This window comes from Deinococcus indicus, from assembly GCF_002198095.1.
GTDB classification, from domain to species: domain Bacteria; phylum Deinococcota; class Deinococci; order Deinococcales; family Deinococcaceae; genus Deinococcus; species Deinococcus caeni.
The window spans coordinates 1-22947 of sequence record NZ_NHMK01000027.1 but is presented as its reverse complement, the minus strand read 5'-3'; the positions used below and the strand labels follow the sequence as shown (position 1 = coordinate 22947).

The following is a 22947-nucleotide window of genomic DNA, read 5'->3' as shown; positions in this document are numbered from 1 at the left end:
ATCACTTCACGCTCACGTCGATTCGGATGGCGAGCGGCTCTCCGGCGGGCAGCTGTCCGAAGGGCACGACCTGCGCTTTGGTGTCCGGCACGACGAACGCCTGGGCCAGGTTGCCGCCCAGCGCGAGCCAGAAGTTCTGCGGGCGCTCCTGCGTCGTGACCAGGCCTGACGCGGAGTACGTCGTTGACTTGGCCGACTGGGACTGCACGAAGGATTGAACGCCAGTGAGCAGCCCATTCAGCGCCGTCCTGGCGGCATTCGGTGACGCGGTCCGCACACGCCCGCCAATACCAGGGCCGTCCGACGACTCCACATAAGCAGTGACAGGTACCTGCGTGCCCGTCTGCGTGAGCAGCGTCGTGAAGGCCAGCAGGATCCGTCCACGGTCATCGAGGGAAGCCGTGCCCCGCCACATCGCCCCGTCAGCAGAGCGTGCCCAGACGGGATGCGTGACTCCGGGATACACGGCGACCGGTGTCGTCAGGGTCGCTTCCACCACACTCCCCGGCATGGCCACACTGCGGGCGTCACCGGCCACCTGAGGAGCTGCGGAGGGTGTAGGGGCGGGTGAAGACGCAGGGGTGGCCGGGGTGGAGAGTTCGGGTTGCACGGTACGCCCCGAACTCGTGGACACGAAGCCGCCCGTCGTGGTGGCCTGCGAAGTCGCAGTGCTCGCGCTGACCAGGGCACCCGACTGCGCGGGCGTGGCAGCAGCACTGGAAACGAGACCGCCCGTCGCGTTGGCAGATGGCCGCTCCGTGGCCGCGCGAGACACCAAGCCCGTCGCCTGGGGTGCAGCCGATGCCGCAGGCGTCGTGGAAGTCAAGGCCGCACGCGGAGTCGCTGGCGCGGGCGTCGTCGCCACGACCGCGGGACGGGTCTCCGGCTGACTGGTTGCCCCTGCAGGTTGCTGCGAGATCAGGGCCTGTCGTTCGACGGGTGCCGCAGACGCAGCAGGGGCTACCCCGGTGAAGGCAGACGTAGGGGTGACCGTCACGGGGGTGGCCCTGGCCGTCACGGGCACGGGCGCCGCCGTGATCGGCTGCGGGGCCGCAACCGAGTCCCCGTACGGACCGGGGAGGCGCGTGGACGTGACGGGCACCGGCGTAGGGGTGACGGGCGTAGAGGTGACGGGCATGGGCGTCACGTCTGGGTACGCGCTCTGCACAGGCGTGACCGGCTCGACTGGCGCTGGCGCAGCAGGCGTAGGGGTGACCGGTGTCGGCGAGATGGGTTCCGGTGCAGCCACCGGCGTGCTGCTCGGCGTGATCGGCTCAACAGGTGTGGGGGTGTCCTGCGTACTCTGCGGCAGGCTACTGGTCGGCGCGGCCGCGACCGTGGGGGTGACGGCCTCCGACACAGCTTCCTCATTCTTGGATGCTGCGGCCTTTTTCTCCGGCATGACCGCCGTGATCAGCACGGCCGCAAGCAGCAGGCCCCCGGCGCCCACGACGAACGTGGCCGGACGCACCCGCCCCTTCCCTCGTGCACTTTTCCCCTGAGCTCGCTGGAACTGCGTGGTCAGCACCGTCATGGCGTTGCCCTTCTGACTCGCCTTCCCGAACAGCTCGCGGGCCTCCTCAGCCTGCTCGTCGATCACGGCCTCATTGATCCGCCGGGCGAGCGTGGCGTCCTGGGCGGAGACCTGTCCGAGGAAGGTCGAGAATTCGGGGCTCTCCGGCTCGACCAGCGTCAGGTCGGGGTCCAGGGCATGGAGTTGACGTTCGATCTCGGCGCGGTGTTCAGCGTGATATGGCATGCCGTCAGCGTGACTGTCCTCGGGGTGACGACATGCACCCCGAATTTCCACCCGCATCTGGAATACCCCCGAAGGGGGGGTACTTCCCCTGCGTGGGCGGTCACCCCTACGTCCCTCACGGTGCGGGATGGAGGTCCACCCATGAACACTCAGAACCCTGTCCGCCCCGTTTCCGCCCTGCACGCCGTGAACGCTCTGTACCTGCGCCTCGTGGTCCTGCTCACGCTGGCCTTCTCGTCCAGCAGCTTCGCGCAGGCCACCCCCGAAGCCTTCCAGAAGAACATGGACGACAAAGCCGGGGTGTTCTGCAAGTACGTGAACATCCTCCCCCAGAGCAAGTGGGTCACGCTGGTCGCCCTCGTGTTCTTCATCATCGGCGCGATCCTGATGATCTTCGGCGGCCGCGGCGGCAACGTCTACCTCTTCCGGGGCATCGGCGCCGTCGTGATCATCCCCGCCCTGATCTCCCTGGGCGCGTCGTTCGGCATCGTCTGCTGACGGAGCTATGGACGAGATTCCATTCCCACAGTACCGGAAGGGGGTCCCGAAGGCGGGCCTGGACGAGGTGACGCATTTCATGCTCGCCGTCGTCCTGGCGGCCTTCCCTTACTTCTTCATGCAGCTCCTCCTCGGCGACTGGGGGTTTGCCCCAGTCGTCTCGGGCGCTGTCGCGTGGGCCTCATTCCGCTTCGTGATGGTGCCCATCGTCCGCTACATCTTCCAGCAGCTTCCCCCCGTGTTCCTGGAGCACTACGTCGCCACCGTCTATTTCCGGGGCGGCCTCACCACCCGTCCGGACCCGGAACCCATTCCCTTCAAGGTGGACTGAATGCCCTATCACGACGTCGGCAACGCCCTGAAAGTGGCGGAGAATCAAAGTAACCTCACTCAGCAGTTGACGTACCACGGCCTCGAGAACGGCACGGTCTTCACGCTCGACAACAAGATGACGTTCGGGCTGAACGTCGATCTCCTGTCCGCGGCCCGGGCCACGCCGGACGTCCGGGTGGCCAATCGGGACCGCATCATGGCCGCGATTCAGGGGGCGCTGCCTGCCGGCGCCGTGGTGCGCTTCTACCTGGACAACCGCCCGGCCACCCGGACCGCCCTCGCCCAACTCGCGCCCATCGAGCGGGATGGCAGCCCCGTCGAGCGGATGCTCCAGGCGAATCACGCGGTCCTCGAACGCATGCGGCGTGGCCACTGGGTCAGCGACAGCTCGGCCTACTTCACGGTGACCCTCACCGTGCCCGGCCGACCCAAGAAAACGCCGTACAAGGACGTCAACCTGCAAGCCCTGGTCTCCAAAGCGGCCACGCTCCAGAGTCGCCTCGCCCGGCAGCTCACCCTCGGCGGGATGCGCACGAGCCCCATGTCCAGTGACGACGTCTGGGCGCGTATCGTCGATTACTTCAACCCGGGTATGGCCAGCGCGGAGAAGCCCGTCTATCAACGGGATCTCGACGCCGGTGACCTGGCCGCCTACCGCGTCGGCCAGAAGCTCAAGAACAATCCCAAGGCGCCACGTCCCTTCGTGGCGACCATGCGCGCTCAGGTCGCGTGCAGCGGCATCGATCTGGACCATGACGCTTGCTTCACCGTCGGCCATACCCGGGTGGGCATCGTGTCGTTCCTCAAGCCGACCCGGAGCACGCACGTCGGCGCGACCGAGGAGATCATCCAGGCACTTGGCGGGACGCACTCCACCTTCATGGTCGAGTACCTGGTCGTGGACGCCCCGAAAGTCCGCGCGCAGATCAACGAGTCACTGGACAAGCAGGAAACGGCTGCCAGTGATCCGTCCATGAAGGCGGGGCGTGAAGTGTACACGCGCATCTCGGAAGGGACGGCCCTGGTGCAGGCCCTGGAGATGGGGCAGGTACTCACGGAAATGAGCATGCACGCCATCATTTTCGCTCGCTCTCAGGAGGAACTGGATGAACGGCGTGAGCGGACACTCGCGGCCTTCAGTTCGGTCGGGGGCTGCATGCCCCGCATCGCGTCGCACGCGGACGGCATTCACCTGTACCTGCAGAATGCGCCCTTCAGCGGGAAGCGCAGCGCGTATCAGGTGGCGGCGTACTACCGGAACGCGGTCGATTGCATGCCGCAGGCTGGTCCCTGGTCGGGAACGCGTGAAGGCGTGCTGCCCCTGCGCGGCCGACGGGGCAACGTGTTCTCTATCTCGCCCGTGGCGCCCGGCGTTCGCAACGCTGGCGTGGTGGTAGCGGGCAGCAGTGGTGGGGGGAAGAGCGTTCTGATCTCCATGCTCGCTGCCGGGCTGGTGCACCGACACCAGGCCTCCTTGACGGTCGTCGACCCGAAACGGGACTACCTCCCACTCTTCACGGCGCTTGGTGCCGCCGATGCCATCGTCAGCATCAAACCCAACGCCCGACTCCCATCCGGCGAGCGGGTTCGCATCAATCCATTCGATCTTCGCGATGAGGACGACACGGTGAGCGCCGAAAAAATCGCGTACCTGCTGGAATTGATGCGCGCCCTGCGCATCAACGACCTGAGTGGGCGCCGCGTGAGCATCCTGCACGAAGCCATCCAGGTGTTCTACCGACGGTTCTCCCGGCCGGTAGACCGGGGCGGGGAAGCCGTGGACCGCTACACGGGCGAAGGGACCCTCACGGACTTCGCGGACATCATTTCGCGTCTGAACATCGTGGGTGACAAGCCCGTCCTGTCCGACCCGGAGCTGCGCCGTGAGGTGAGCGACGTCGCCAACGAACTCCGGGCGTACACGCGCGAAACGCCCATCGGGACCCTGCTGGACGGCCCGACCACTGTGAACGTTCAGTCCCGGTACCTGTACCTCGATATCAGCGGCATGATCGACCATCCGCAACTCCTGACCATCGGGACGCTGCTGACCAACGAACTCGTCTGGAATCGAAGCATGAACATGGAAGGCCGGAAGGTCATCGTCATGGAGGAAGCGGGGGTCGCGAAGGAACTTCCTGGCCTCGTTCAGCTCACCAATCGCCTGTTCATGACGGGCCGTTCCCTCGGCATGATTCCCATCCTGGCCATGCAGAACATCGAGACTGCGAAAGCGTATAAGGACGTCATCAACAACGCGAACACCCGCATCCTGCTGGCGAGCCAGCCGTCCGAGCGAGAAGATGTCGCGGCCCTCTTCGATCTGAATGCGTCCATGCGTGCCCTGTACGCCTCGCTGAGCGGCGAAGCGAACCGGTTCCGGGAGGCACTCATCCTCCAGAACGGCGGGAATGGGCACCTGGACGGCGATGTCGGACAGCTGTGGCTGTCCCGCGAGGCGTACTGGATGAGCACCAGTGACAAGGAGGAAGCAGAGTACCGGGCCCACGTAGCGACGGAACTGTACGCCGGGGACGAAGCCCGGGCCGCCATTCACATCGCGCAGGAGGAGCAGCATGCCGCATAGATCCGCAGTGACCCGCACCCTGGCGCTCACGGCCTTCATGTCCAGCGCCGCACTCGCAGAGGACAACATCCTCGATCCCATCAGCGGAGTACTCGACGGCGCCAGCAACGTCATGATGAACGTCGACTCCACCATCGCCATGCTGTCCCGGGCCATCGACCTGCTCACGATGGTCCCCGTCATCGGACCGTTCGCGCAGATGCTCAAACCCATCGTCAACACCTACATGGACATGAAGACGACCATCATGCCCATCATCGACGCCGGGAACCGCGGCGTGGCGTACGTCAAGCAGATCAACGAAGCCCGGAACACGGTCCGGCAGATGTTCAGCAGCAGCAACTTCTCCGACCGTGTGAACAGCATCAACAGCCTGGTCGGGCAATTCGGCGGCCTGAGTTCCCTGACCGGCGGGGCCCGCACCATCGACCCGAATGACCCCCGGGGCAGCGTCGCGCGCATCCTGTCGTCCGCGGATCAGCAGATCGCCGACGTGCGCTCGCAGATCAGCCAGGCCCAGTCCCAGCGGGACATGCCACGGTACCGCGCCCTCGTGCAGCGGGAGGAGGAACTGAAAGGCCTCCGGACCCGCATCCGGCAGGCGGGTGAAATGGCCGCCAGTCAACGGGACGCGATGAAGCTCGTGACCCGCACCAGTCAGGTCGCCGCGGACGCCGCGCGCCGCGCGCCCGGGCAGGCCGCGAACCTCCAGGCGACCCTGAGTGCCGAGGGCGCTCTGAAGATCCTGGGCACCATGGCCATCGAGCAACTGAACGTCAACGCGGGTGGGTTCGATGCCCTCAGTCAGCAGCTCGCCACGATCAGCCAGAACCAGACCATCACCAACGAGCAGAACGACCAGCTGCTCAGTCACTTCCAGCAGCAGGAGCGGGAACGGACCGCCCGGAACCGGCAGCTCATCGAGGAGACCACGCGCCGCCAGGAAGAAGAGTACAAGTCCATGGTCAACCGCACGGACCTGCTCGCGGATAGCATCGGGCAGACGCTCCGCCCGAGTGATGAGCGGCGCAGCGACATCCGCAGCCTGATGGGCGGCAGCGAGTGATTCGTGCGCTGCCCCTGCTCGTCCTGCTCGCCGGGGTGGCGCACGCCGCAGGCACCCCCGTCGAGTGCCCGGCCGCAGCTGTCGCGTCGACCTCCGACGTGACCCTGAGTGCGTTTCTCCCCAACGCGCCCTGTCTGTTCGCGCAGAACATCGACCTCTGGGCGCGGTGGGGCCTCTGGACCGGCATGGCGACCGTCGGCCTGACCCTGACGGCCGCGTTCTTCTTCTGGAAGCTTTTCGCCGCGGTGCTCGGCGGGGCCCCGGAGAAGGCCCTCACGCCCTTCCTGACGGCGGCCGTCATTTTCATGCTCGTGTCACCTGCCCGGGAGAACAAAGGGCTGCTGCCCGACATTCAGGCGACCGCGATGGAAGGATTCGTCAGTCTGTACAGCATGTCGGCGGCCGTGGGGACCCGCGCCATGACCGAGGGGCCGACCAGCGTGCAGGAACAAACGAGGGAACTCGGGAAGAATGTCGCCCTGCTCGTCGCGCGAGGGTCTCAAGCAGCGGAGATCCGCAAGCAGCTGGACGCGATCAAAGCTGGGGAAATTTCAGGTGACCTGAAGGACCCCAATCTCGTGAACAGCCTGTACGCGCAGCAGCTGGAGAAGGATCAAGCCGGCATCAATCAGGCCTTCTCCGGGAACAGCTGGGTATTCAACGTAGGCTTCCTGCTCCTGTACGGGCTGTTCGCTATTTTCGCCGGGATCATCTTCGCGGTGGGGTTCGGCTTGCAACTGTCCCTGCTGCTCCTGCCCATCGCGATTGCCTTCCTGGTGCTGGGTCGATTCCAGCCTGCTGGGTACGTGGGCGCCTCGTATCTCGCCGCCATGTTGACCGCCGCCCTCATGCCGATTGGTGTGGCCAGCGTCACCACGGTGGGCCTGAGTATCCCTGCCGCTCGCCTGACGCCAACAGTCACCACCATGAACGCCGAAGTGGCCACGAACCTCCAGAGGTACCAGCGGAGCATCGATCAGGGATGCAGTTTCACGGAGGTCGGCTGCCAGCTCAACGAGCAGGTCATGCTCCCGATTCAATCCGACCTGAGCAGTCTTAAAGAACTGTTCGGGCAGATGATCCTGATGGTCGCGGCGTTGATCGTGGGCCTGTCGATCGCCGCGTCCGCACTCCGCAGATTGCCCGGTGGCATTGCTGGTCTGATCGGGATCTCTGGCGGTGGTGAGTCTTCCGGGGTGGAAACCGGGGCCATCGGGAAGGTGCTGGGCGGCGCCGCGAAGCTGGCAGGCGCTGAAATGCTTATGAAAGCCGTGCAGGCCAAAGCTGTGGGCGGCATGCTCGGCAAACGAAGTGGCGGGACCTCCACTGGAGGGAGTCCCTCTGGTGGGGAGAGTGCCGCACCGGGTGTGCCCAGTGGATCGGTCAGTACATCCGGAAGTGTCCCTTCTGAAGCCGTCACGGAAGGCGCTCAGGGCGCGGCCGCCACCAATCCCAATGTTCCGCCTGAAGCGGTCACGGCACCCAGCACGAGCACGCCGATTGGCGCGGGTTACGCGGCCTTCCGGAGTGCCCGGGAGAATGGTCAGGGACGCGCAGGCGCTGCGGTTGCGGGCGGGCGCGGTGTCGCCACGGCCGTGGGTGCCCAGGCACAAGGATCCTTCAGTGCGGGCGCCCAGGCCATTCGCGCGTCCGCTGGTCAGGGCCTCCAGACCGCTCGGGCCGAAGTTGCCGCGTCCGCATGGGGTGGAACGGCCAACGCTCAGAAGGCCGGTCAGGCCTGGGAAGCAGGCGTCGCTGGACCCGCACGGGCCGTGCGCAGTGACCTTCAGGCCATCCGCCAGGACGTGGCCGCGAGGCGCGGGCCGGACAGCACCAATGGGTTCGGTCCGCGCGACGCGGACGCGGCAGAACTGCACCCACGGGTGACCGTTGCCCAGGCCGAGGCGACCGCGACGGCGGACCGGGCGGCTGCGATCCGGGGCGCGACCGCGTACGCGGACGACGTCCGGCCCCCGAGTGGCCGGGCCATCAGTGCCATGCGGGCCCAGGGGGGCAGCGAAGGCTCCGCCCGCCCGGGACCCGCCATCGTGACTCCACGGCAGGCAGCGCAGGATGGCCAGTCGCTCCGGGGTGAAGGGACGAACCTGCCGGCGTACTCGGGCACGCCGAACCAGGCGCCCCCTCCCGCTCCGAATCCGCTGGACGTGGAAGCGGAGCGGAACCAGCAGCGGGCTGAGCAGGGTCCGAGACCGGCGGTGACGTTCGGGGGGCCGCCGAGGCGGGCTCTGTCTGCGGTGTCCAGTGGGGGGCGTGCGATTCCGGGTGTGAACGTGAGTCCGCTTGGCCCGAGCCCCGCGCCGGCACCGTCCCCTGCGCCGGCACCGGCACCGTCCCGGAACGAGCTTGCTCAGGCACGACTGGCCAATCGTGAATCGGCAGCGGCGAGCACGCCGGCACCGGCACCGACCGCGTCACCTGCTCCGGCGCCATCGGCCCCGCCAGCTCCGGCTTCAACCCCGGAAGCGCCGCCTGCCCCAAGGCCGACCGCTGCACCTGCGCGTGACACTCCACCCGCTGCTGCACCCAGCCCAACGCCAGCAGTGGCCCCTGCTGCTCCGACACCTACCTCTGCACCTCGTGCCACTCCTGCTGCACCCGCACCGACGCCTGCAGCAACCCCTGCTCCAGCAGCTTCGGCTGCACCGACACCAGCGTCTCTTCCACCTCGTCCTACTCCTGCACGTGCACCTGCACCGCAGGCAGCTCCAGTCACGCCGAAACAGCAGTCTGCTGCAGCGACACCGGCAAGTACTCCCACGACTCCAGCCCCCGCTGGCCCACCCGCCCCGGCACCCAAGGCCACCCCTACCGGTGCCGAACGGTCGAAGCCGCCCTTGACGTCAGACCAGAACAAGGATTGAACATGACACACGCCCATCAGACGGCGTGGAGGGTTCGGGGAGGCGCCATTCGCGTCTCCCCGCTCTGCACCCCGACGTCACCCGCACAGCCCCGCATCACCCACCTCACTCCTCCCGTCAGCGTGACGGTACCGGCCATCTGGCGGCGTCTCCGGAGCGCGCCGTGACGCCCTCTCAACCGGAGCGGCCGCAGGCCAATCCGCCAAGCCCCGTCGCCATTGCCGCCCTCAGCAGCACCATGCTCAGCGCGTCCATCCTGCTGATGCAAGCCCTGGACGTCGGTCAGCGGTCGGCTGCCCTGATCTACAAACACACCGGGCTCGCGCAGGCCCGGCAGTTGAAGGAAGATGCCATGGCCGCCCTGCTGATCGCCTGTGGGACCGACGAGAAGTGCGGGCCGTGGCTCAGCGCGCAGTTCTCTGCGGGCATGGCCTGGTACTGGCTGGCCCTCCTGCTGCCCGTCATCGCCATTCCCCTCACAATGAAGTTCTTCCCCAGCCGCAAGGCCGCGCCGCAGAAGGATCCGGGGCTCGCCCGTTGGGAAAACAAGGCGGCCCTGAAGCGGTACATGTTCGGGAGTGACTCCACGAACGACCCGTTCATCGGCTTCCTCGGGTACCTCAAGAGCGGCGAGGTGGGCGGCACGTTCGACTCCAAAGACCTTCCCCCGATGTACATCCCGCTGGAGGACTGGTGTCAGAACACCCTGGTGTGGGGCGGCATCCGGAGTGGCAAGACGACGTCGTTCTTCCAGCCAAACATCTTCCTGGGCGCCCACCTGGGCATCACGTGCGTGGTGTTCGACGTGAAGTGGCCGCAGAAGGACAGCGGGTTCTACGAGACGATCGGGTACTGGCACGCGCGCAAGCGGCGCACGGTCCTGCTCGCGCCGTACGAGCCGTACGGCGCGCGCGTGAACCTGATCTCGGGCGTCTTCTCCTTCTCGGATGCGCTGGAGGTGGCGGACGCCGTGTTCCCGCCTCCGGAGTTCATGGAGGAACGCGGGAAGCACTACAACGACAAGAAGCGCTTCATGATCGCCGCGCTGATGTGGCTCCTGCGCACGGAAATGGGTGACCAGGCGCACATGGGTCACGTCCTGGAACATGCCATGCTGCCCGACGACCGCCTCATGGAATGGGTCGAGACGGCCAGGGACGAGCAGGCGAAAGCGATCCTCACGGGGTACCGGGACGCGGGTGAGAGCAACTTCGCCGAGACGAAGAACGGCATCATCAGTGCCCTCAAAGTGTTCTTCAACCAGGATGTCGTGCGGGCCACGAGTGGTCTCCCGATCGAGACCACGCAACTGGAGGAGTGCTTCCGTCAACCGTCCCTGGTGATGGTCGGCATCAATCAGAAGAACATGATGGACGGCTCGGGCGAGGTGCTATTCCGACTCTACAAACGCCTGCTGGATGCAGCGGCGATGCGTGTGGCCGCGGAGCAGGGCGGCCGACTGCGGGTGCACCTGGCGTACATGATGGACGAGCTGCCCAGCATCGGGAAGATCAACTACATGATGCGGTCCCTGGGGACGCTGCGCTCGTACAACATCTCCCACCACCTCGGCATTCAGAACGACGCGCAGGGCCAACTGGTGTACGGGGAGGCGTACTGGAAAGCCATCACGACGAACGTGGTGGCCCGCGTGATCGTGTTCCCGCGCGGCATCAACGGGGATGATGCGAAGAAGATCCGGGACCTGATCGGCAAGACGACCGCCACGGAGGTCGGGGTGACGGGCAGCCGCTCCATCCGCGTGCTGGAGCACGAGGGCAGCAATGCCGTGTCCGCCAGGCTCGTCGAACGCGATCTCCTCTCCTATGAGGAGTTCTCTCGATTCACGCTGGGCGAAGCGGTGGTGCGCGTGAACGGTCACCAGCCGATCAGGACGCAGCTCGCGCCCATGACCATGGCGACCGTGGAGGGAAGTGGCATCAAGCCAGGGTCGAAGCCCAACCTGCTGCACGGGTTCTACCAGGAGACCATCGCGCGCTGCCCGGGCGGCCTGGTGGCGTACACGGCCCGGATCATTCAGGACGGTGCACTCGCCGGCGCCACCAGTGCATCATCCCAGCAGAACACCCAGGGTGCTGCGTCGGCATCAGCGGCACCGCAAGCTCAGGGAGCAACAGGGAGTGCCGCCAACCTGTCGGTCACTGAAGTGGTGCAGTGGCTCCGGGCGTGCATGACTGAACTCATCGAGATCGAGCTGCAACTGCCGGAGCGGGTGATCACGGTGCGTGTGGATGCGGAGGCAGACACCGTGAACGGCACGAACGCTGTGACGCGCCTGGTGATAGGTGGACTCCTCGAACGGACCCGGACGGCCTCTCACGCCCGCCTGACCAAGAAGGCCCACGCCGCACTTCCGGCTGATCTGCAAGCCGATCTGGCGGACTATCCGGATGCCTACGCGGTCTACCGGTGGCTGCGGGACAACGCCCTGAGCATCAGCGGCACGCCCGAACGTGCGGCGTATGAAGCCCAGTGCGCCAGCACCGACCCCCCCACCACGCCGACCGAGCCTGCCGCTCAGGTGATCGACGGGACCCTGCTCTGCACCATGACCCGCACGCGGGAGATCTTCAGGGGAGAGGGCGTCCTCCGGTTCCCGCAGAAGCGGATCGGCAGTCGGGAGCACAACCAGATTCCTGTGCAGTCACTCGCTGCGACGGCGGCCGCCGTCCGTCAGGCGCGGGCCGCAGAAGCCGAACCGACTGGGGAGGGCAGGCTGTCCCGGAAGGAGCAGAAGCGGCAATCGAAAGCGGATCTCGTGAACAGTGTCGTGGGGGGGCCACCCAACTCGCCCTGACGGTCAAGTCGTCACCCCGGCGCATGTCACGCTCGCGACATGCGCCGAATTCTATGTCTCTTGCTGCTCTGCGCGTCCTCCGTGGACGCGCAGAGCGCTGCCGATGTGGCCAAGTCCATTCAGGGTGCCCGCCGGGAGGTGATCGCCGTTCTCCCCCGTGTCATGAACGAGGCCGTCGCTGCTGCACTGAAGGTGACGGCCGCCCGAGGCACCCGCGTGTTCCTCATTACTGAGCGGGCCACCGTGAAGCGCGGCGGGTACCTGCTGAACGTCTCGCACGGGCCCAGTGGCATCAACACGTACCTCTACCCTGGGGCGATCACGACACCCTGGATCCTCGTGGACGGGGCGTGGCTGGCTTCGGGTGCCGCACTGGATGCCGACTTCACGGCACCGGTGGCGATCACCAGGGATGCCGGCACGCTCTCCCGGTTGAACCTCTGGGCCACGCAGGTCACAGCGGCCGGTCCTACCCCGCGAGTGGACCTGCTGAAGTTGCGGTACGACAACGCCGGACGCCAGTCACCCCCACGTCCTGCACGGTGAGGGGTATGGAATCAACCATTGACCATCTGCTTCAACGGATCACGTACCGCTACGAACTCCTCCTCGGGGTCACGTTCATCGGCCTGCTGTTCTGGCCCATGTTCGCTGGCCTGCCAGGGTTCGTCGGCGCTTTCTCGGTCATGCTCGTGCTCCTGCATGCCCGCAATCTCAGTCAGTACAAACGGGGCACAGAGGACGAAACCATCATGGACCGACTCTTCAGCACTCTCCCTTTCCGCTACGAACTCCTCCTCCTGATCGCCACCGTGATCTGGGCCGTCTGGTGGTTCGCCGCTGGCATGACCGGCTGCATCCTGGGCCTCGGCATCGTGGCGCTCACCCTCACGGCCCGGTCCAGCTCACAGCTCAAGCGGGGCACCGTCACGATCGGCGAGGCCTGACCATGCACGCGGATATCCCAGGCATCGCCCGCGTGACGCGGCGGGTCACGCTGCCCCCACAACCGGTGTTCGATGTCAGCACGGCTGGTGAATTCGATCATCTGCTGCGCATGTTGCCCGGCCGGGTGCAGGTGCTCGTCGAGTCCCGCATCCGGGAGGTCGAGGAGATTCGCATGCAGGCGTTCGGGCCCGTGGAAGTCCTGTACCAGCACGCGCATGTCATCTACCCGATCGAACTGACCCTGGATGACATGAAGGTGCTGGACTCCGTGGGACAGTGGCGCGCGGACGGACGCCTGGGACTGGAGGGCACCCTGCACCGCTTCGGTCGACTGGACACGATGGGGCACACGAGCCTCGTCACCGTCCGCGTGGCGAAGGCCTTCGTGGGTCTGGCTGAGCCGCTCCGGGAGTGGCTGTCGGTCGCGCAGGATGGCCTGGTGATCATGGGACTTCCCGGGAGTGGGAAGACGGCGCTGCTGCGAGACTCCATCCGCATTCTGGGTGAGCGGCTGGCCGGGCGACTGTTCGTGAACGACTCCTCGAACGAGATTCTGGGGGACGGCTTTCAGCCTCACCCGATCACGGACTGGGTGAGTCGCGTGCCGATCGGGGACCCGACCTTGCAGTTCGAGAAGCTCAATCAGACGGTGAAGAACTTCCAGCCGCGGTGGATGGTGGTGGACGAGGTCAGCAGCCCAGGGGACGCCCGCGCGATCGCGTACGCCCGGTCTCGTGGTGCGCGAGCGGTCATGACCTGGCACGCCGGTAGCCTCCGGAGTGCGTACCAGGAGAAGGACGAGCGGACCCTCTGGCCGCTCATTCAACGCAACGAGGAGGGCGTCACAGGGCCGCCTGTCACGTCCCTCGGCATCCTCGTGCGCGGCCGTGGGGAGTACGTCATCTTCGAGAACCTGGAGGAATGTTTTGACGAGGTAGCCCACGACCGGTTGCCGCCCGGCGTGCAGGTGAGCGTGGCGCAGGGCAGTCGCTGGGGGCACCGCGAACAGGCTTTGACTGGGTGACAGGAAGGGCAGGAAGAGGGGGGGAAGCACTCGCTTCCCCCCTCTGCTTGTGCAGGGCGCATCACGGACGGGTGACGGGAATCACCTGCTCGCTGACCTGCACGCGGCCCTTCTGCGTCCTGATCCGCACACTGCCCACGTCGTCTGTCCGGAGGAGCAACGTGACGGTCTGGTGGTACGTCCCGCAGGGTGTGATCAGTTCCACCGGCAGGAACGCACCACCCTTCCACGGGAGATCCAGCACGAGGACACTCAGGCCCGGCACGCGCTGGAAGTCCGGCGACCGCAGCGTGAAGGCCCGGCCGGGAAGCTGTGCCCGACCGAACCACCAGTGCTGAGTCGCGTGAGCCGGCAGACCATACAGGCGCACGTGCCCGGCCGGTGCAGCATGCGCCGCGAGTTGCGCCTGAGCGACCTGAAGGTCCTGGCTGAATTCCGCATCTGTGGTGAGTTGGAGGTCGTCGAGACGCCGCTCGAGGTCAGTGGCGGTGGTCCAGCCGGGACGGGCGTGAATGAAGGCGAGGCAGGCCTCACGCTCGTTTCGGGCGTCCATGGCGCGAGTGGTTGTCCGCCAGAACGAAGCACTCCAGAGTGGGAACGTGACGAAGATCAGCACCAGGGTCGGGCGTGTCCAGCGGCGGCGAGGACCGGCCGGTCTGGTCACTCGCGCGGCTCACGGCGGGCAGGAGCGGGCACGGGAGTAGTTGTCGGTGCTGGAGCCGCTGGGAGCAGGCTGACCACATGGTGCAGGAGATCAATTTGCTGTTTCATCACCGTCTCTTGCTTGCGGAGGAAGTCAGCCAGACTGGACTCAAGGCGGGCGAGCCGGTCATCAGTTGCTGCTGGATTTGAAAAGCCCGGCCGTTTGAGGAGCGACCAGAGGCGAGGGTCATCGCAGCATTGCAGTCGCTGGAATTGTTGGACATTCAACCCGATGACGCGGAGAAGCTCAGCGAGCTCCACCACCCGCTCAAAGTCAGCAGACGAGATCTGAAGCTGCCTCCGATGGCCGGTGTACACCGGGATCTGCAGGTACGCCGCGTAATCGTTCAGCAGACGCAGTGCGCTCCGGTGGTGGACACCAAGCCTGTTGGCCAGGTCCGTCAAGGTGAAGGATGGGGTCATGTCGCTGGAAGTGCTGGTTTCTGACATGCCTGCACCGTAAGTGTCCTGGGGGTGACGGGCGTGGTGTTGGTTGGGCCTGACTGACTTGACGCGCGAGGTTAGAAGCCGTGAGCATGCCCGGTTCAATGGAAGGGCGTTGGTTCGCCATCCACTCACCGGTGCTGCACTGGCCTACAGCAGCGGGCTCCAGTTCAGAGATCTTCGACAATCTCGCGCTCAAGTGTCGAGGTCTTGAAATATGAACTGCGACAACCTCGCACCGAAGTGTCGAGGTGGTAAAAAGCACACTTCGACAATCAAGCGCGAGGATGTCGCGGTGAGGTCTCTGCCGGTGAAGTGGCAAAGAGTTGGAGGACGGATTGAGCACTTCGACATGAGCGCGCGAAGTTGTCGAGCGCATCACGCACCGACGTGGACAACCGCGCGCCAGATTGTCGAGCATGACTCGCTCAGACGTTGACATTCGCGCGCCAAGTTGTCGAGGTGGTCATCATCATGTAGTTTTCTCGCTGCCAGCTTGCCCTACGAAACTGTTTCTGCGGTGTTTTTCACATGTTTAATGAGGCGTCTTCATGTGTGATTCGGGTTACTTTTGGTCGAAAATGGGCGTTACATAAGCGTCCCATCTGGGATGTTTCGGACCCCCCGGTCGAAGTGCCGTTTTTTTCCTGGTGGTGTGGGAGAAACCGTTACATCGGCATCGTTTCAAATTGGGGACTTTACTGTGATTGGTTTTATAGTTTGATTCGTTTTTTACACCATCACATCCGGCTTTTGTGAGCGTGCCGTGAGCCGTCGTCTTTTCCGGCCCTCCGCTCATGCCTGAGCGCCCTTCTGATCATGCCGACCAGGCCCACCCGACGACGCTCGGACGGGGCCGGAGCACAGCGGTGGCCCGCTCACGCGGGCCCAGCCGGGCGCATGTCGAAAGTTCTCGCCAGCACTCAACTGCCCGACGGCACGACCCTCTCGTTCGACGCGGGCTTCGATCCGCCCCTCAACATCCACTTCCTGGACGTGTACCGGGAAGGGCAGGAGGACCCGGTGTTCGAGTCCCTCTTCCACCACCCGGGCGGCCGCTTCTCGTACTCCATCGCGGACCTCACGGCGGACGTGACCCGCCTCGCCGGTCGCGCCCTGCCGGAGCTGACGGCGGCCATCATCGCGCTCGGTCCGGTGCCGAATGAGGTCCGCGACCTCGGCCGCCTCTAACAGTCCTGGCCCGCGCATCGCGGGCCACGCGGCTTGCATGAACCGACGCCTGAACCTCCGCGCGATCACCCTCACCGTCATCGTCACCAGCTGGGCCGGCGGCTTCGCCTTCCTGTCTCTCACCGTGTCCTCGACCATCCAGGCGAGCACCCCCGCATGGTCCGGTACCCCATGAGTCCCCGCGAGCATGAGCGGCTCGCCCGGTCCCTCCTGCAGGCGGCCCTGGAGCATCAGCGCACGGCGCTCGCCTGCCCGGACGACGACCGGGCGGGTCTCGCCGCACGCACCCTGGCCCAGGACGCCCAGCCAGGTACGCCCAGCTCGCCGAGCCCCGGGTAACTCCGGTGGGCGTGATCATCCGCACCTGAACAGGGCCCGGCACTCACGCTGCCCGGCACGCCTGCCGTCCAGTCCTGGCCCGCGCACCGCGGGCCACGCGGCCGTCATGCAAGGCACCCTGACCGGCGTGGTCCTGAACGCCACGAACACCGACACGCAGACCACCATGAAGCTCGCCGGGATCACCGACAACGGTTACCGGGGCGTCACCTGGATTCACACCGTGACCTTCACCGGCTCCCGCAAGCTGGCCATCCTGCCCACCGAGGGCAGCGTCGCGCGCGTCACCTGCATGGCGACCCAACAGGTCTTCCAGGGCAGAGATGGACAGAAGGCCAGTACCGTGGCCTTGCTCGGCGTGACCCTCACCCCCCACGCCGGGCCGATCACGCGTAAGGGGTCCACCCCCTTCCTCCTGCAGGCCATGAACGAGTTCCGCTTCGCTGCATTCCTCACCCGCGACCCTGTCCGTAAACCCATCGGCGTCACCGAAGCGCGCGTGGGCGTGCGCGACCGGAAGGGGCACACGCACTACTTCAACTGCGAAGCCTGGCGCGCCCTCGCCCCCACCCTGGGCGCCCGACACGCCGCCGCGGAACTCACCCTCACCTGCATCCTCCGCCGCGACCGGGTGGACACGGCAGCCGGCGCGCGTGCGTTCGACGTGATGGAAGTCGTCGCCCTGAACGCCCAGGTGGTGGCCAATGCCGCAGACTAACGCCCGCGAACGGGAGATCCAGGCCCTCCTGCGTCTCATGACGACCGGCCGCCACCCCGACGGCCGACGCGCCACGTGGATGGACGAACAACACGCGAACACGCGCCTGAATCAGTTGCGCCGGACCTGACCGGTGGGGGGAGGCCACGCGCCTCCCTCCCTTGATATCCTGCTCCGACAGTCGTAGCCCGCGCACCGCGGGCCAGGCCGCGCGCATGAGCCCACCCAACCTCATCCTGCATGCCACGACCTGCCTCACCCTGCTCGGCCTCACCGCGAAAGCCGCCCTCCGGGCCATGGAGGACTCGTGGCAGATCCAGCACCTGATGATGTGCCGTCTCCTCCCCCAGCACGACCACTGTCCTGTAGGCTACCTGCACTGTTCGAAATGGGGGATCGGCATATGCAACTATTCAAACGTGCGAAGGGCGCTACTCAGTGATGACGTGCTTGGACTAATGAACTTGAGACCGATGCCTTTCCTGTGCCAGCGAGACGCAGCGGTGAGGCGGCGGTAACATCCTGATACGGGAGCATTCATGCTGCATCATCTGAATTGCGAAGTAACGTGCAGTGCCTGGTCACCTACCCATCCGCCCCTCTACCAATGGCTCCCCTCAGAGCCGCAGAACCAGCGAGGTTCTCTCCGTTGCAGCCAGTTCCAATGACTACTATCGAAGTGCATGTCATCCAGACTCTGCCCCCCAGTCGCGTGAACCGGGGAGAGGATGGACATCCGAAAACCGTGATGATGGGCGGTGTTCAGCGCCTGCGCATCAGCTCCCAGAGCATGAAAGCAACCCAGCGAGACACCGAGCGGACCCGCCGGACAAAAGTCCCTCACGAGCTGGTCGAGCGCGCTCTGAATGTAGGCACAGAAGCGCGCCTCGTGATCATGGATGTCCTCGCCCAGCGCTACGGGGCGTACGACGAACGCCAGCGGCTCAAGGCCATGGTCTACCTCGACGACACGGAAGTCGCCCAGCTGGCCGAGTGCATCCGGCCCATGCTGAATCGCCTGACCAGCCTCCAGGAGCAGGTCACGTCACAGCCCAAGGACAAGGGTACGCGGGCGACCTACGACGCGCTCCTGGTCGAAACCCTGGCTGACTACGCCCCAGGGATGAGCGAAGACCTAGCGCTCTACGGCCGCTTCATAGCTGAGGCGAGCACCGATCACATCGTCGCGGCCACCAGTTACGGGCACGCGATCAGTACGCACCGCGAGAACATGACTGCGGACTTCTTCAGCGCCGTGGATCACGTAACCGGGGAAAGCGCCCATATCGGTACGCAACGCCTTGCGGCGCCGACCCTCTACCGGTTTGCCAGCTTGGACGTCGGGCAGCTCCGCCGGAACCTGGACTCTGAACCCCTGGGGCCGGTCATCCGGCGCTGGATTCATGGGTTCATGCTGGCCGTGCCGGAACACGGGGGGCATGGCGCGGCGGCTGCCACGCTGCCGGAACACGTCCTGCTGCTGCGCCGGGACGGAGGGCACGCGGTCACGTTGGCCAATGCGTTTGCTGAGCCGGCGTACCCCGCGGCGGGCGAGTCGCTCGTGGCCGCCAGCATTCGTCGCCTGCACGACCACCTGGACTTCACCGAACGCGTGTACAGCAACGGCCGCACCACCTCGGCCCTGGTCAGCGCCTACCCGCACCTGGTGCCCAGCCTGACCGCCAGCCGCACGCTGGACGAGGCGATCGGCCGGGTACTTGAACTTCAATGACCACCTTGACCCTGCCCCTAGCCCTGCAGGGCCCCATGATGGCCTTCGGAATCGGCACGCACGAGCGTGAGAAACCCACCAGCACGACGCCCACCAAGAGTGCCGTTCTGGGTTTGGTCGCTGCGGCGCTCGGACGCACCTTCACGGATCCGCAGGATGATCTTCACGCCCTCATGCTGCATGTGCGTGTAGACGACCCAGGACAAGTGCAATCGGACTTTCAGATTGTTCGCCAGGCCCTCCGGGCCGACGGCAGCGTCAACCCGTTCCTGACACCCGTCCGGCGGGAGTACCTGTATGGAGCGGCCTTTCTGGTCCTGCTTGAAGGCCCTGCCTATATCCTCGGCAGCGTGGGTGAGGCCCTTTTGAATCCGGCGTTTCCGCCGTATCTCGGTCGGCGCTCGTGTCCGCCTGCCCGGCCTCTCTACGTGCAGGCACCAAAGACCGCTGAACCCCTGACGGTCATGGCGGAGGTGCCGGACCTGACGGGCACCGGTGGCCGGCGCCTGGCGCTCATCGAGGATCCATTAGGGTACTACACCCGCCCGGATCAACCGCTTCCGGAGCGCCGATTTGCAAACCGGACACTGACACTCACGCACATCCAGACGGTCAGTGCAGCGCCATGACGCAGTTGATCCAGGTCAGGTTCGCGGATCGCGCCGCCATGTACACGGACGCGCGCCACATGCACAACCGCCTCCTGCAGGCAGCCAGCCGGGCTGACACGCACACCCTCTTCCGCGCTCAGAACGTGACAGGAACGCGCTTCACGGTTCTCACCGATGACGAGCGCTTTGACCCGTCCCGCTGGGGGGACGCCGTGACCGCCCTGACCACGGAGGTGTACGCTCCGACTGTGGCGCGTGGCGCGCGGGTGCTGTTTGAGGTCAGGCTGTGCCCAGTCACGCGCTCGACTGGGAAGACCGTGCGGGCGCTTCGCGGCGCTGGTGAACTGGACCCATTCATCGAGCGGTTGGGCCAGCGGCACGGGTTTGAGGTGTTGAGCTACGCGACGCAGTGGGAGCGGGGGTACCGGATTGACCGGCAGGCACCTCCTCTGCCGAGCGTGACGGTCAGTGGCGAGTTGGAAGCCATTGATGAGGCGCAGATCGTAGGCGCTCTATACCGGGGCGTGGGCCGCGCCAAGCGGTTTGGTTTTGGTCTGCTCCTGATTCGTCCGCTAGAGTAAGGTCGGCCTCTTCGGAGGCTGGGCCAGTGGACTCCACATGCGTGGAGATGGGTCAATCACGATCAATAGCGCCCAGGCCGCAGACAAGTTTGCCCCACCTGTTGGGGATGGTTCAGGGCGAGGATTTCTGCGCACCGCGACGCTTCATTTCGCCCCACGCATGTGGGGATTTTTTTCTACGCCGGTAAATCGGGATTGAAGTACGCTTGATGAGCGATGCCTCGCTCGAATAAACGCCCACCTGCAGATCTGATCTGTCAACCTCGGGTGCTAGGGGTTCAGCAGCCTCCGAAATAGAGGCCCAAGTTGTGGGCGGCGATCTTGCGACACACGTGTGCCCGAATGGATCTCTCCGAATTCAACTGTGGCAACATCAAGTGAAAAGAACGATCCAGACGCGAAAAAACAGTCTCGATCGTTTTCCTCACCCATTGCATCGCCCCCCACCAGTGGCGTGGCTTCTTGAAGTTTTTCTTCGGCTGGGCATACACGCCACAGCCCTGGTACCCTCGATCGCCCAGGACCAACGCCGCTTCCTGGGGATCCAAGAGCGCCCGTGCCACGGGTGGGTCTCCCTCTCTCCCAGGGACAATGGCAAAGCGCACGAGCATGCCGTGATCGTCGATCACGGCATGCAGCTTGAACCCGTAGAAGAAGCCGGTTCTGCCGTATCCACCGTGTCCGCCGCGGCCACTCGTCGCGGTGGTCATGCTCCTTGGCCGTTTGTGTCGGGCTCCAACGCAGTACACGAGCGGTTTGCTGTCGATGGCATAGACGGTGTCGTCATCGAAGTGGGGCAATCGGAGCGCGAGGTCGGCATAGATCCGTTCGAGGTTCAGTTGGATGCGGAGATACCGGGAGCGATCGGGTAAGGAGGGAAAGAGGAAGGTGTAGGTGACGCGTACCTGAGCGAACCACTGCTGTGCCGAGGGCTGGTGGAGGAGCTCACCGACGAGTGCGATGGTCATGAGCTCGGCGTAACTGGCCTTCTGGTTGGGTTCGTCGGGTAACGTGAACAGGCCGCTGCCCGCAGCGGCCTTGAGGTAATCGTCGACGTAGACGTAAATGATCGTGAAGAGGTCGGTCACAGTAGACTGGTGCAGCGGAAGTTCTTTGGTAGGCATACCGGAGCTTCCGCTTTTTCTGTCTCGTCGCCAACCCCTAGCACCCGAGGTTGTCAAGGGTTTGGTGGAGCCTCAGTTCGGGATGAGGGCCTGCTCCTCGAAGGCCGTCGGTGACCGATAGCCCAACGACGAGTGACGACGACGACGGTTATAGAACACCTCAATCCACTCAAACACCTCTGTTCGTGTCTGGGCACGACCCCACTGCGCTTCACTGAGTCCCATCTCCGTCTTCAACGTCGCAAAAAAGCTCTCCTGGACAGCATTATCCCAACATTCTCCTTTCTCGCTCATGCTCTGAACGGCCTGCAATCTGTCCAGCGCCTGCTTGTACACGTCGCTCGTGTACTGACTTCCTCGATCCGAGTGATGCAGCAGTCCTCCTGGTGGTTTCCGACGCCCTACGGCCATCTCCAACGCCGCTGTGACCAGCGGCGTCTGAAGTCGCTCATTCAGCGCCCAGCCGACAATTTTCCGCGAATACAGGTCCATCACCGTCGCCAGGTACAGCCAGCCCTCATGCGTCGGTAGATACGTGATGTCCGTCACCCACTTCTGGTTCGGGCCGTCCGTGGTGAACTCTCTGGCCAGGATGTTTTCCGCGACTGGGCGGGAGGATTTCACTTTGGTCGTCATCCGGAACTTCCGCTTGCCACGCGCGACAAGCTCCGCTTGTCGCATGAGTCGCCCGATCCGCTGACGGCTGACCCGCTCGCCCTGTTCATGCAGGTCGGCTTTGATGCGCAAGGCTCCATACGTTCCCCGGCTCTCCTCGAAGCTGGTCCTGATTTTCTCCGTCAACACGCGATCTTTCGTGATCCTCTCGCTCTCCGGCCTTCCCCGCGAAGCGTAGTACCCGCTGATGCTCACCTCGAGAACCCGGCACATCAGTTCCACTGGGAACTCGTTCTGGTGCCGCAGGGTGGACTTGAAGATCAGGGTTGCTTCGCGAAAAAGCGGCCAAGCCCCATACGGGTGCTGTTCTGGCCAAGACAGGCCAGCGCTTTTTTCAAGATATCGCGCTCCTGTCGCGCAATTTCCAGTTCCCGTTCCAACTCCTTGAGCCGAGCCTCCTGTGGTGAAAGGGCGGGGATACCCCGCCCGGTGAAGGCTGGGCGGCCGGCGGCCGTCTGGGTGTCCTGCTGCTGCTTCCACCGGACGACGTAGTGAGGGGGAACGCCAAGGTCACGGGCAATCTGGGCGCAACTCTTTCCGGTCGTGCGGACCAGCCGGACGGCTTCTTGTTTGAACTCAGCGGTGAATTTCTGCTTGGGTACGGACATTCTGTCCTCCAGTGTGGATCACACTGAACTTACCCTCCACCAAACTCTATCCAGTTCACTCGGCGACCTGCATGGCGTTCTGGGGGACGAGTTCCGTGACCCAGGCCATGTCCTAACGAAGATCAGCAGGCCCGTGAACCCACAGCGAGGACAGGTATTGGGCGTGTCGACCTCAACGGTTGCCGTGATCTGCTCTGGCGTGGGTTGGGCCTTGTGGGCGAAAGTGCCTTCACCAGGACGCCGTCCTGGTGATTTGGGATCGGCGGTGCGCTTCTCCCGGCTGAAGGGGGCGGCGTACTTGCGTTCC

The 22947-nt window shown here is 65.1% G+C and carries 22 protein-coding genes; 16 read left to right on the top strand and 6 right to left on the bottom strand.

Annotation, left to right across the window (positions count from 1 at the left end; genetic code table 11):
- Window position 1: 1 nt before the first annotated feature.
- A complete protein-coding gene (locus CBQ26_RS22620) occupies window positions 2-1759 on the bottom strand; it encodes a TraB/TrbI/VirB10 family type IV secretion system protein (protein ID WP_244898070.1) in 1758 nt (585 codons plus the stop codon).
- 141 nt (window positions 1760-1900) lie between these two features.
- On the opposite strand from CBQ26_RS22620, the gene CBQ26_RS16805 reads away from it, so the two are divergent.
- From CBQ26_RS16805 to CBQ26_RS16765, 9 genes are all read left to right on the top strand, one after another.
- The gene (locus CBQ26_RS16805; protein ID WP_058979443.1) at window positions 1901-2257 is read left to right on the top strand and encodes a hypothetical protein; all 357 of its coding nucleotides are present in this window, start codon (window positions 1901-1903) and stop codon (window positions 2255-2257) included.
- Window positions 2258-2264: 7 nt separating this feature from the next.
- Window positions 2265-2588, top strand: a complete 324-nt coding sequence (locus tag CBQ26_RS16800) for a hypothetical protein (RefSeq protein WP_088249800.1) — start codon at window positions 2265-2267, stop codon at window positions 2586-2588.
- Complete coding sequence (locus tag CBQ26_RS16795; protein ID WP_088249799.1) at window positions 2589-5177, top strand: VirB4 family type IV secretion system protein; 2589 nt, start codon at window positions 2589-2591, stop codon at window positions 5175-5177. It abuts the gene before it with no gap.
- Window positions 5167-6243 (top strand): hypothetical protein, encoded by a 1077-nt coding sequence (locus CBQ26_RS16790; protein WP_143342186.1) that lies wholly within the window; start codon window positions 5167-5169, stop codon window positions 6241-6243. The genes CBQ26_RS16795 and CBQ26_RS16790 overlap by 11 nt, the downstream gene beginning before the upstream one ends.
- Window positions 6240-9125 (top strand): conjugal transfer protein TrbL, encoded by a 2886-nt coding sequence (locus CBQ26_RS21510; RefSeq protein ID WP_143342185.1) that lies wholly within the window; start codon window positions 6240-6242, stop codon window positions 9123-9125. The genes CBQ26_RS16790 and CBQ26_RS21510 overlap by 4 nt, the downstream gene beginning before the upstream one ends.
- Window positions 9126-9288: 163 nt before the next feature.
- Window positions 9289-11943, top strand: a complete 2655-nt coding sequence (locus CBQ26_RS16780; RefSeq protein WP_088249796.1) for a type IV secretory system conjugative DNA transfer family protein — start codon at window positions 9289-9291, stop codon at window positions 11941-11943.
- A gap of 81 nt (window positions 11944-12024) precedes the next feature.
- The gene (locus CBQ26_RS16775; protein WP_143342184.1) at window positions 12025-12489 is read left to right on the top strand and encodes a hypothetical protein; all 465 of its coding nucleotides are present in this window, start codon (window positions 12025-12027) and stop codon (window positions 12487-12489) included.
- 5 nt (window positions 12490-12494) lie between these two features.
- Entirely contained in the window at window positions 12495-12890 is a 396-nt protein-coding gene (locus CBQ26_RS16770; protein WP_088249794.1) for a hypothetical protein, read from the top strand.
- A 2-nt stretch (window positions 12891-12892) separates the two neighbouring features.
- Entirely contained in the window at window positions 12893-13915 is a 1023-nt protein-coding gene (locus CBQ26_RS16765) for an AAA family ATPase (protein ID WP_244898069.1), read from the top strand.
- A gap of 61 nt (window positions 13916-13976) precedes the next feature.
- Here CBQ26_RS16765 and CBQ26_RS16760 read toward each other — a convergent pair whose 3' ends face one another.
- The gene (locus CBQ26_RS16760; protein WP_143342183.1) at window positions 13977-14468 is read right to left on the bottom strand and encodes a hypothetical protein; all 492 of its coding nucleotides are present in this window, start codon (window positions 14466-14468) and stop codon (window positions 13977-13979) included.
- Window positions 14469-14575: 107 nt separating this feature from the next.
- Window positions 14576-15067, bottom strand: coding sequence for a hypothetical protein (locus CBQ26_RS16755; protein WP_088249792.1), 492 nt, complete (start codon window positions 15065-15067; stop codon window positions 14576-14578).
- 894 nt (window positions 15068-15961) lie between these two features.
- Between CBQ26_RS16755 and CBQ26_RS16750 the strand changes: the two genes are divergently transcribed.
- The 7 genes from CBQ26_RS16750 to CBQ26_RS16725 all read left to right on the top strand — a co-directional run bounded on the left by CBQ26_RS16750 (window position 15962) and on the right by CBQ26_RS16725 (window position 20233).
- On the top strand, window positions 15962-16252 hold the full coding sequence (locus CBQ26_RS16750; RefSeq protein ID WP_078305719.1) for a hypothetical protein: 291 nt from the start codon (window positions 15962-15964) through the stop codon (window positions 16250-16252).
- A 37-nt stretch (window positions 16253-16289) separates the two neighbouring features.
- A complete protein-coding gene (locus CBQ26_RS22045; RefSeq protein WP_160329956.1) occupies window positions 16290-16427 on the top strand; it encodes a hypothetical protein in 138 nt (45 codons plus the stop codon).
- 270 nt (window positions 16428-16697) lie between these two features.
- Complete coding sequence (locus CBQ26_RS16745) at window positions 16698-17309, top strand: hypothetical protein (protein WP_088249791.1); 612 nt, start codon at window positions 16698-16700, stop codon at window positions 17307-17309.
- Window positions 17296-17439, top strand: coding sequence for a hypothetical protein (locus CBQ26_RS22040; protein WP_172418138.1), 144 nt, complete (start codon window positions 17296-17298; stop codon window positions 17437-17439). Before CBQ26_RS16745 ends, CBQ26_RS22040 begins: the two co-directional genes overlap by 14 nt.
- Window positions 17440-17916: 477 nt before the next feature.
- The gene (locus tag CBQ26_RS16735) at window positions 17917-19041 is read left to right on the top strand and encodes a type I-E CRISPR-associated protein Cas7/Cse4/CasC (RefSeq protein WP_088249789.1); all 1125 of its coding nucleotides are present in this window, start codon (window positions 17917-17919) and stop codon (window positions 19039-19041) included.
- A gap of 5 nt (window positions 19042-19046) precedes the next feature.
- The gene (gene cas5e, locus CBQ26_RS16730; RefSeq protein ID WP_216360384.1) at window positions 19047-19670 is read left to right on the top strand and encodes a type I-E CRISPR-associated protein Cas5/CasD; all 624 of its coding nucleotides are present in this window, start codon (window positions 19047-19049) and stop codon (window positions 19668-19670) included.
- Complete coding sequence (locus CBQ26_RS16725) at window positions 19667-20233, top strand: type I-E CRISPR-associated protein Cas6/Cse3/CasE (RefSeq protein ID WP_088249787.1); 567 nt, start codon at window positions 19667-19669, stop codon at window positions 20231-20233. The genes cas5e and CBQ26_RS16725 overlap by 4 nt, the downstream gene beginning before the upstream one ends.
- 278 nt (window positions 20234-20511) lie before the next feature.
- Here the strand turns inward: CBQ26_RS16725 and CBQ26_RS16720 are convergent, their stop codons facing one another.
- From CBQ26_RS16720 to CBQ26_RS16710, 3 genes are all read right to left on the bottom strand, one after another.
- Window positions 20512-21357: a transposase gene (locus CBQ26_RS16720; protein WP_088249786.1), complete on the bottom strand. Its 846-nt coding sequence runs from the start codon at window positions 21355-21357 to the stop codon at window positions 20512-20514.
- Window positions 21358-21429: 72 nt separating this feature from the next.
- The gene (locus CBQ26_RS16715; protein WP_244898079.1) at window positions 21430-22245 is read right to left on the bottom strand and encodes an IS3 family transposase; all 816 of its coding nucleotides are present in this window, start codon (window positions 22243-22245) and stop codon (window positions 21430-21432) included.
- 47 nt (window positions 22246-22292) lie between these two features.
- Window positions 22293-22640, bottom strand: coding sequence for a transposase (locus tag CBQ26_RS16710; protein ID WP_088249784.1), 348 nt, complete (start codon window positions 22638-22640; stop codon window positions 22293-22295).
- Window positions 22641-22947: the final 307 nt, after the last annotated feature.

Coding starts and splice junctions, on each gene's coding strand:
- CBQ26_RS16715 (WP_244898079.1), bottom strand. CDS start 22,245: ATGTGCCGGGTTCTCGAGGTGAGCATCAGCGGGTACTACGCTTCGCGG.
- CBQ26_RS16770 (WP_088249794.1), top strand. CDS start 12,495: ATGGAATCAACCATTGACCATCTGCTTCAACGGATCACGTACCGCTAC.
- CBQ26_RS16720 (WP_088249786.1), bottom strand. CDS start 21,357: ATGCCTACCAAAGAACTTCCGCTGCACCAGTCTACTGTGACCGACCTC.
- CBQ26_RS16750 (WP_078305719.1), top strand. CDS start 15,962: ATGTCGAAAGTTCTCGCCAGCACTCAACTGCCCGACGGCACGACCCTC.
- CBQ26_RS16735 (WP_088249789.1), top strand. CDS start 17,917: ATGGCTCCCCTCAGAGCCGCAGAACCAGCGAGGTTCTCTCCGTTGCAG.
- CBQ26_RS16790 (WP_143342186.1), top strand. CDS start 5,167: ATGCCGCATAGATCCGCAGTGACCCGCACCCTGGCGCTCACGGCCTTC.
- CBQ26_RS22040 (WP_172418138.1), top strand. CDS start 17,296: ATGCCGCAGACTAACGCCCGCGAACGGGAGATCCAGGCCCTCCTGCGT.
- CBQ26_RS16710 (WP_088249784.1), bottom strand. CDS start 22,640: ATGTCCGTACCCAAGCAGAAATTCACCGCTGAGTTCAAACAAGAAGCC.
- CBQ26_RS22620 (WP_244898070.1), bottom strand. CDS start 1,759: ATGCCATATCACGCTGAACACCGCGCCGAGATCGAACGTCAACTCCAT.
- CBQ26_RS16760 (WP_143342183.1), bottom strand. CDS start 14,468: ATGGACGCCCGAAACGAGCGTGAGGCCTGCCTCGCCTTCATTCACGCC.
- CBQ26_RS16765 (WP_244898069.1), top strand. CDS start 12,893: ATGCACGCGGATATCCCAGGCATCGCCCGCGTGACGCGGCGGGTCACG.
- CBQ26_RS22045 (WP_160329956.1), top strand. CDS start 16,290: ATGAACCGACGCCTGAACCTCCGCGCGATCACCCTCACCGTCATCGTC.
- CBQ26_RS16795 (WP_088249799.1), top strand. CDS start 2,589: ATGCCCTATCACGACGTCGGCAACGCCCTGAAAGTGGCGGAGAATCAA.
- CBQ26_RS16800 (WP_088249800.1), top strand. CDS start 2,265: ATGGACGAGATTCCATTCCCACAGTACCGGAAGGGGGTCCCGAAGGCG.
- CBQ26_RS16725 (WP_088249787.1), top strand. CDS start 19,667: ATGACGCAGTTGATCCAGGTCAGGTTCGCGGATCGCGCCGCCATGTAC.
- CBQ26_RS16755 (WP_088249792.1), bottom strand. CDS start 15,067: ATGTCAGAAACCAGCACTTCCAGCGACATGACCCCATCCTTCACCTTG.
- CBQ26_RS16805 (WP_058979443.1), top strand. CDS start 1,901: ATGAACACTCAGAACCCTGTCCGCCCCGTTTCCGCCCTGCACGCCGTG.
- CBQ26_RS16745 (WP_088249791.1), top strand. CDS start 16,698: ATGCAAGGCACCCTGACCGGCGTGGTCCTGAACGCCACGAACACCGAC.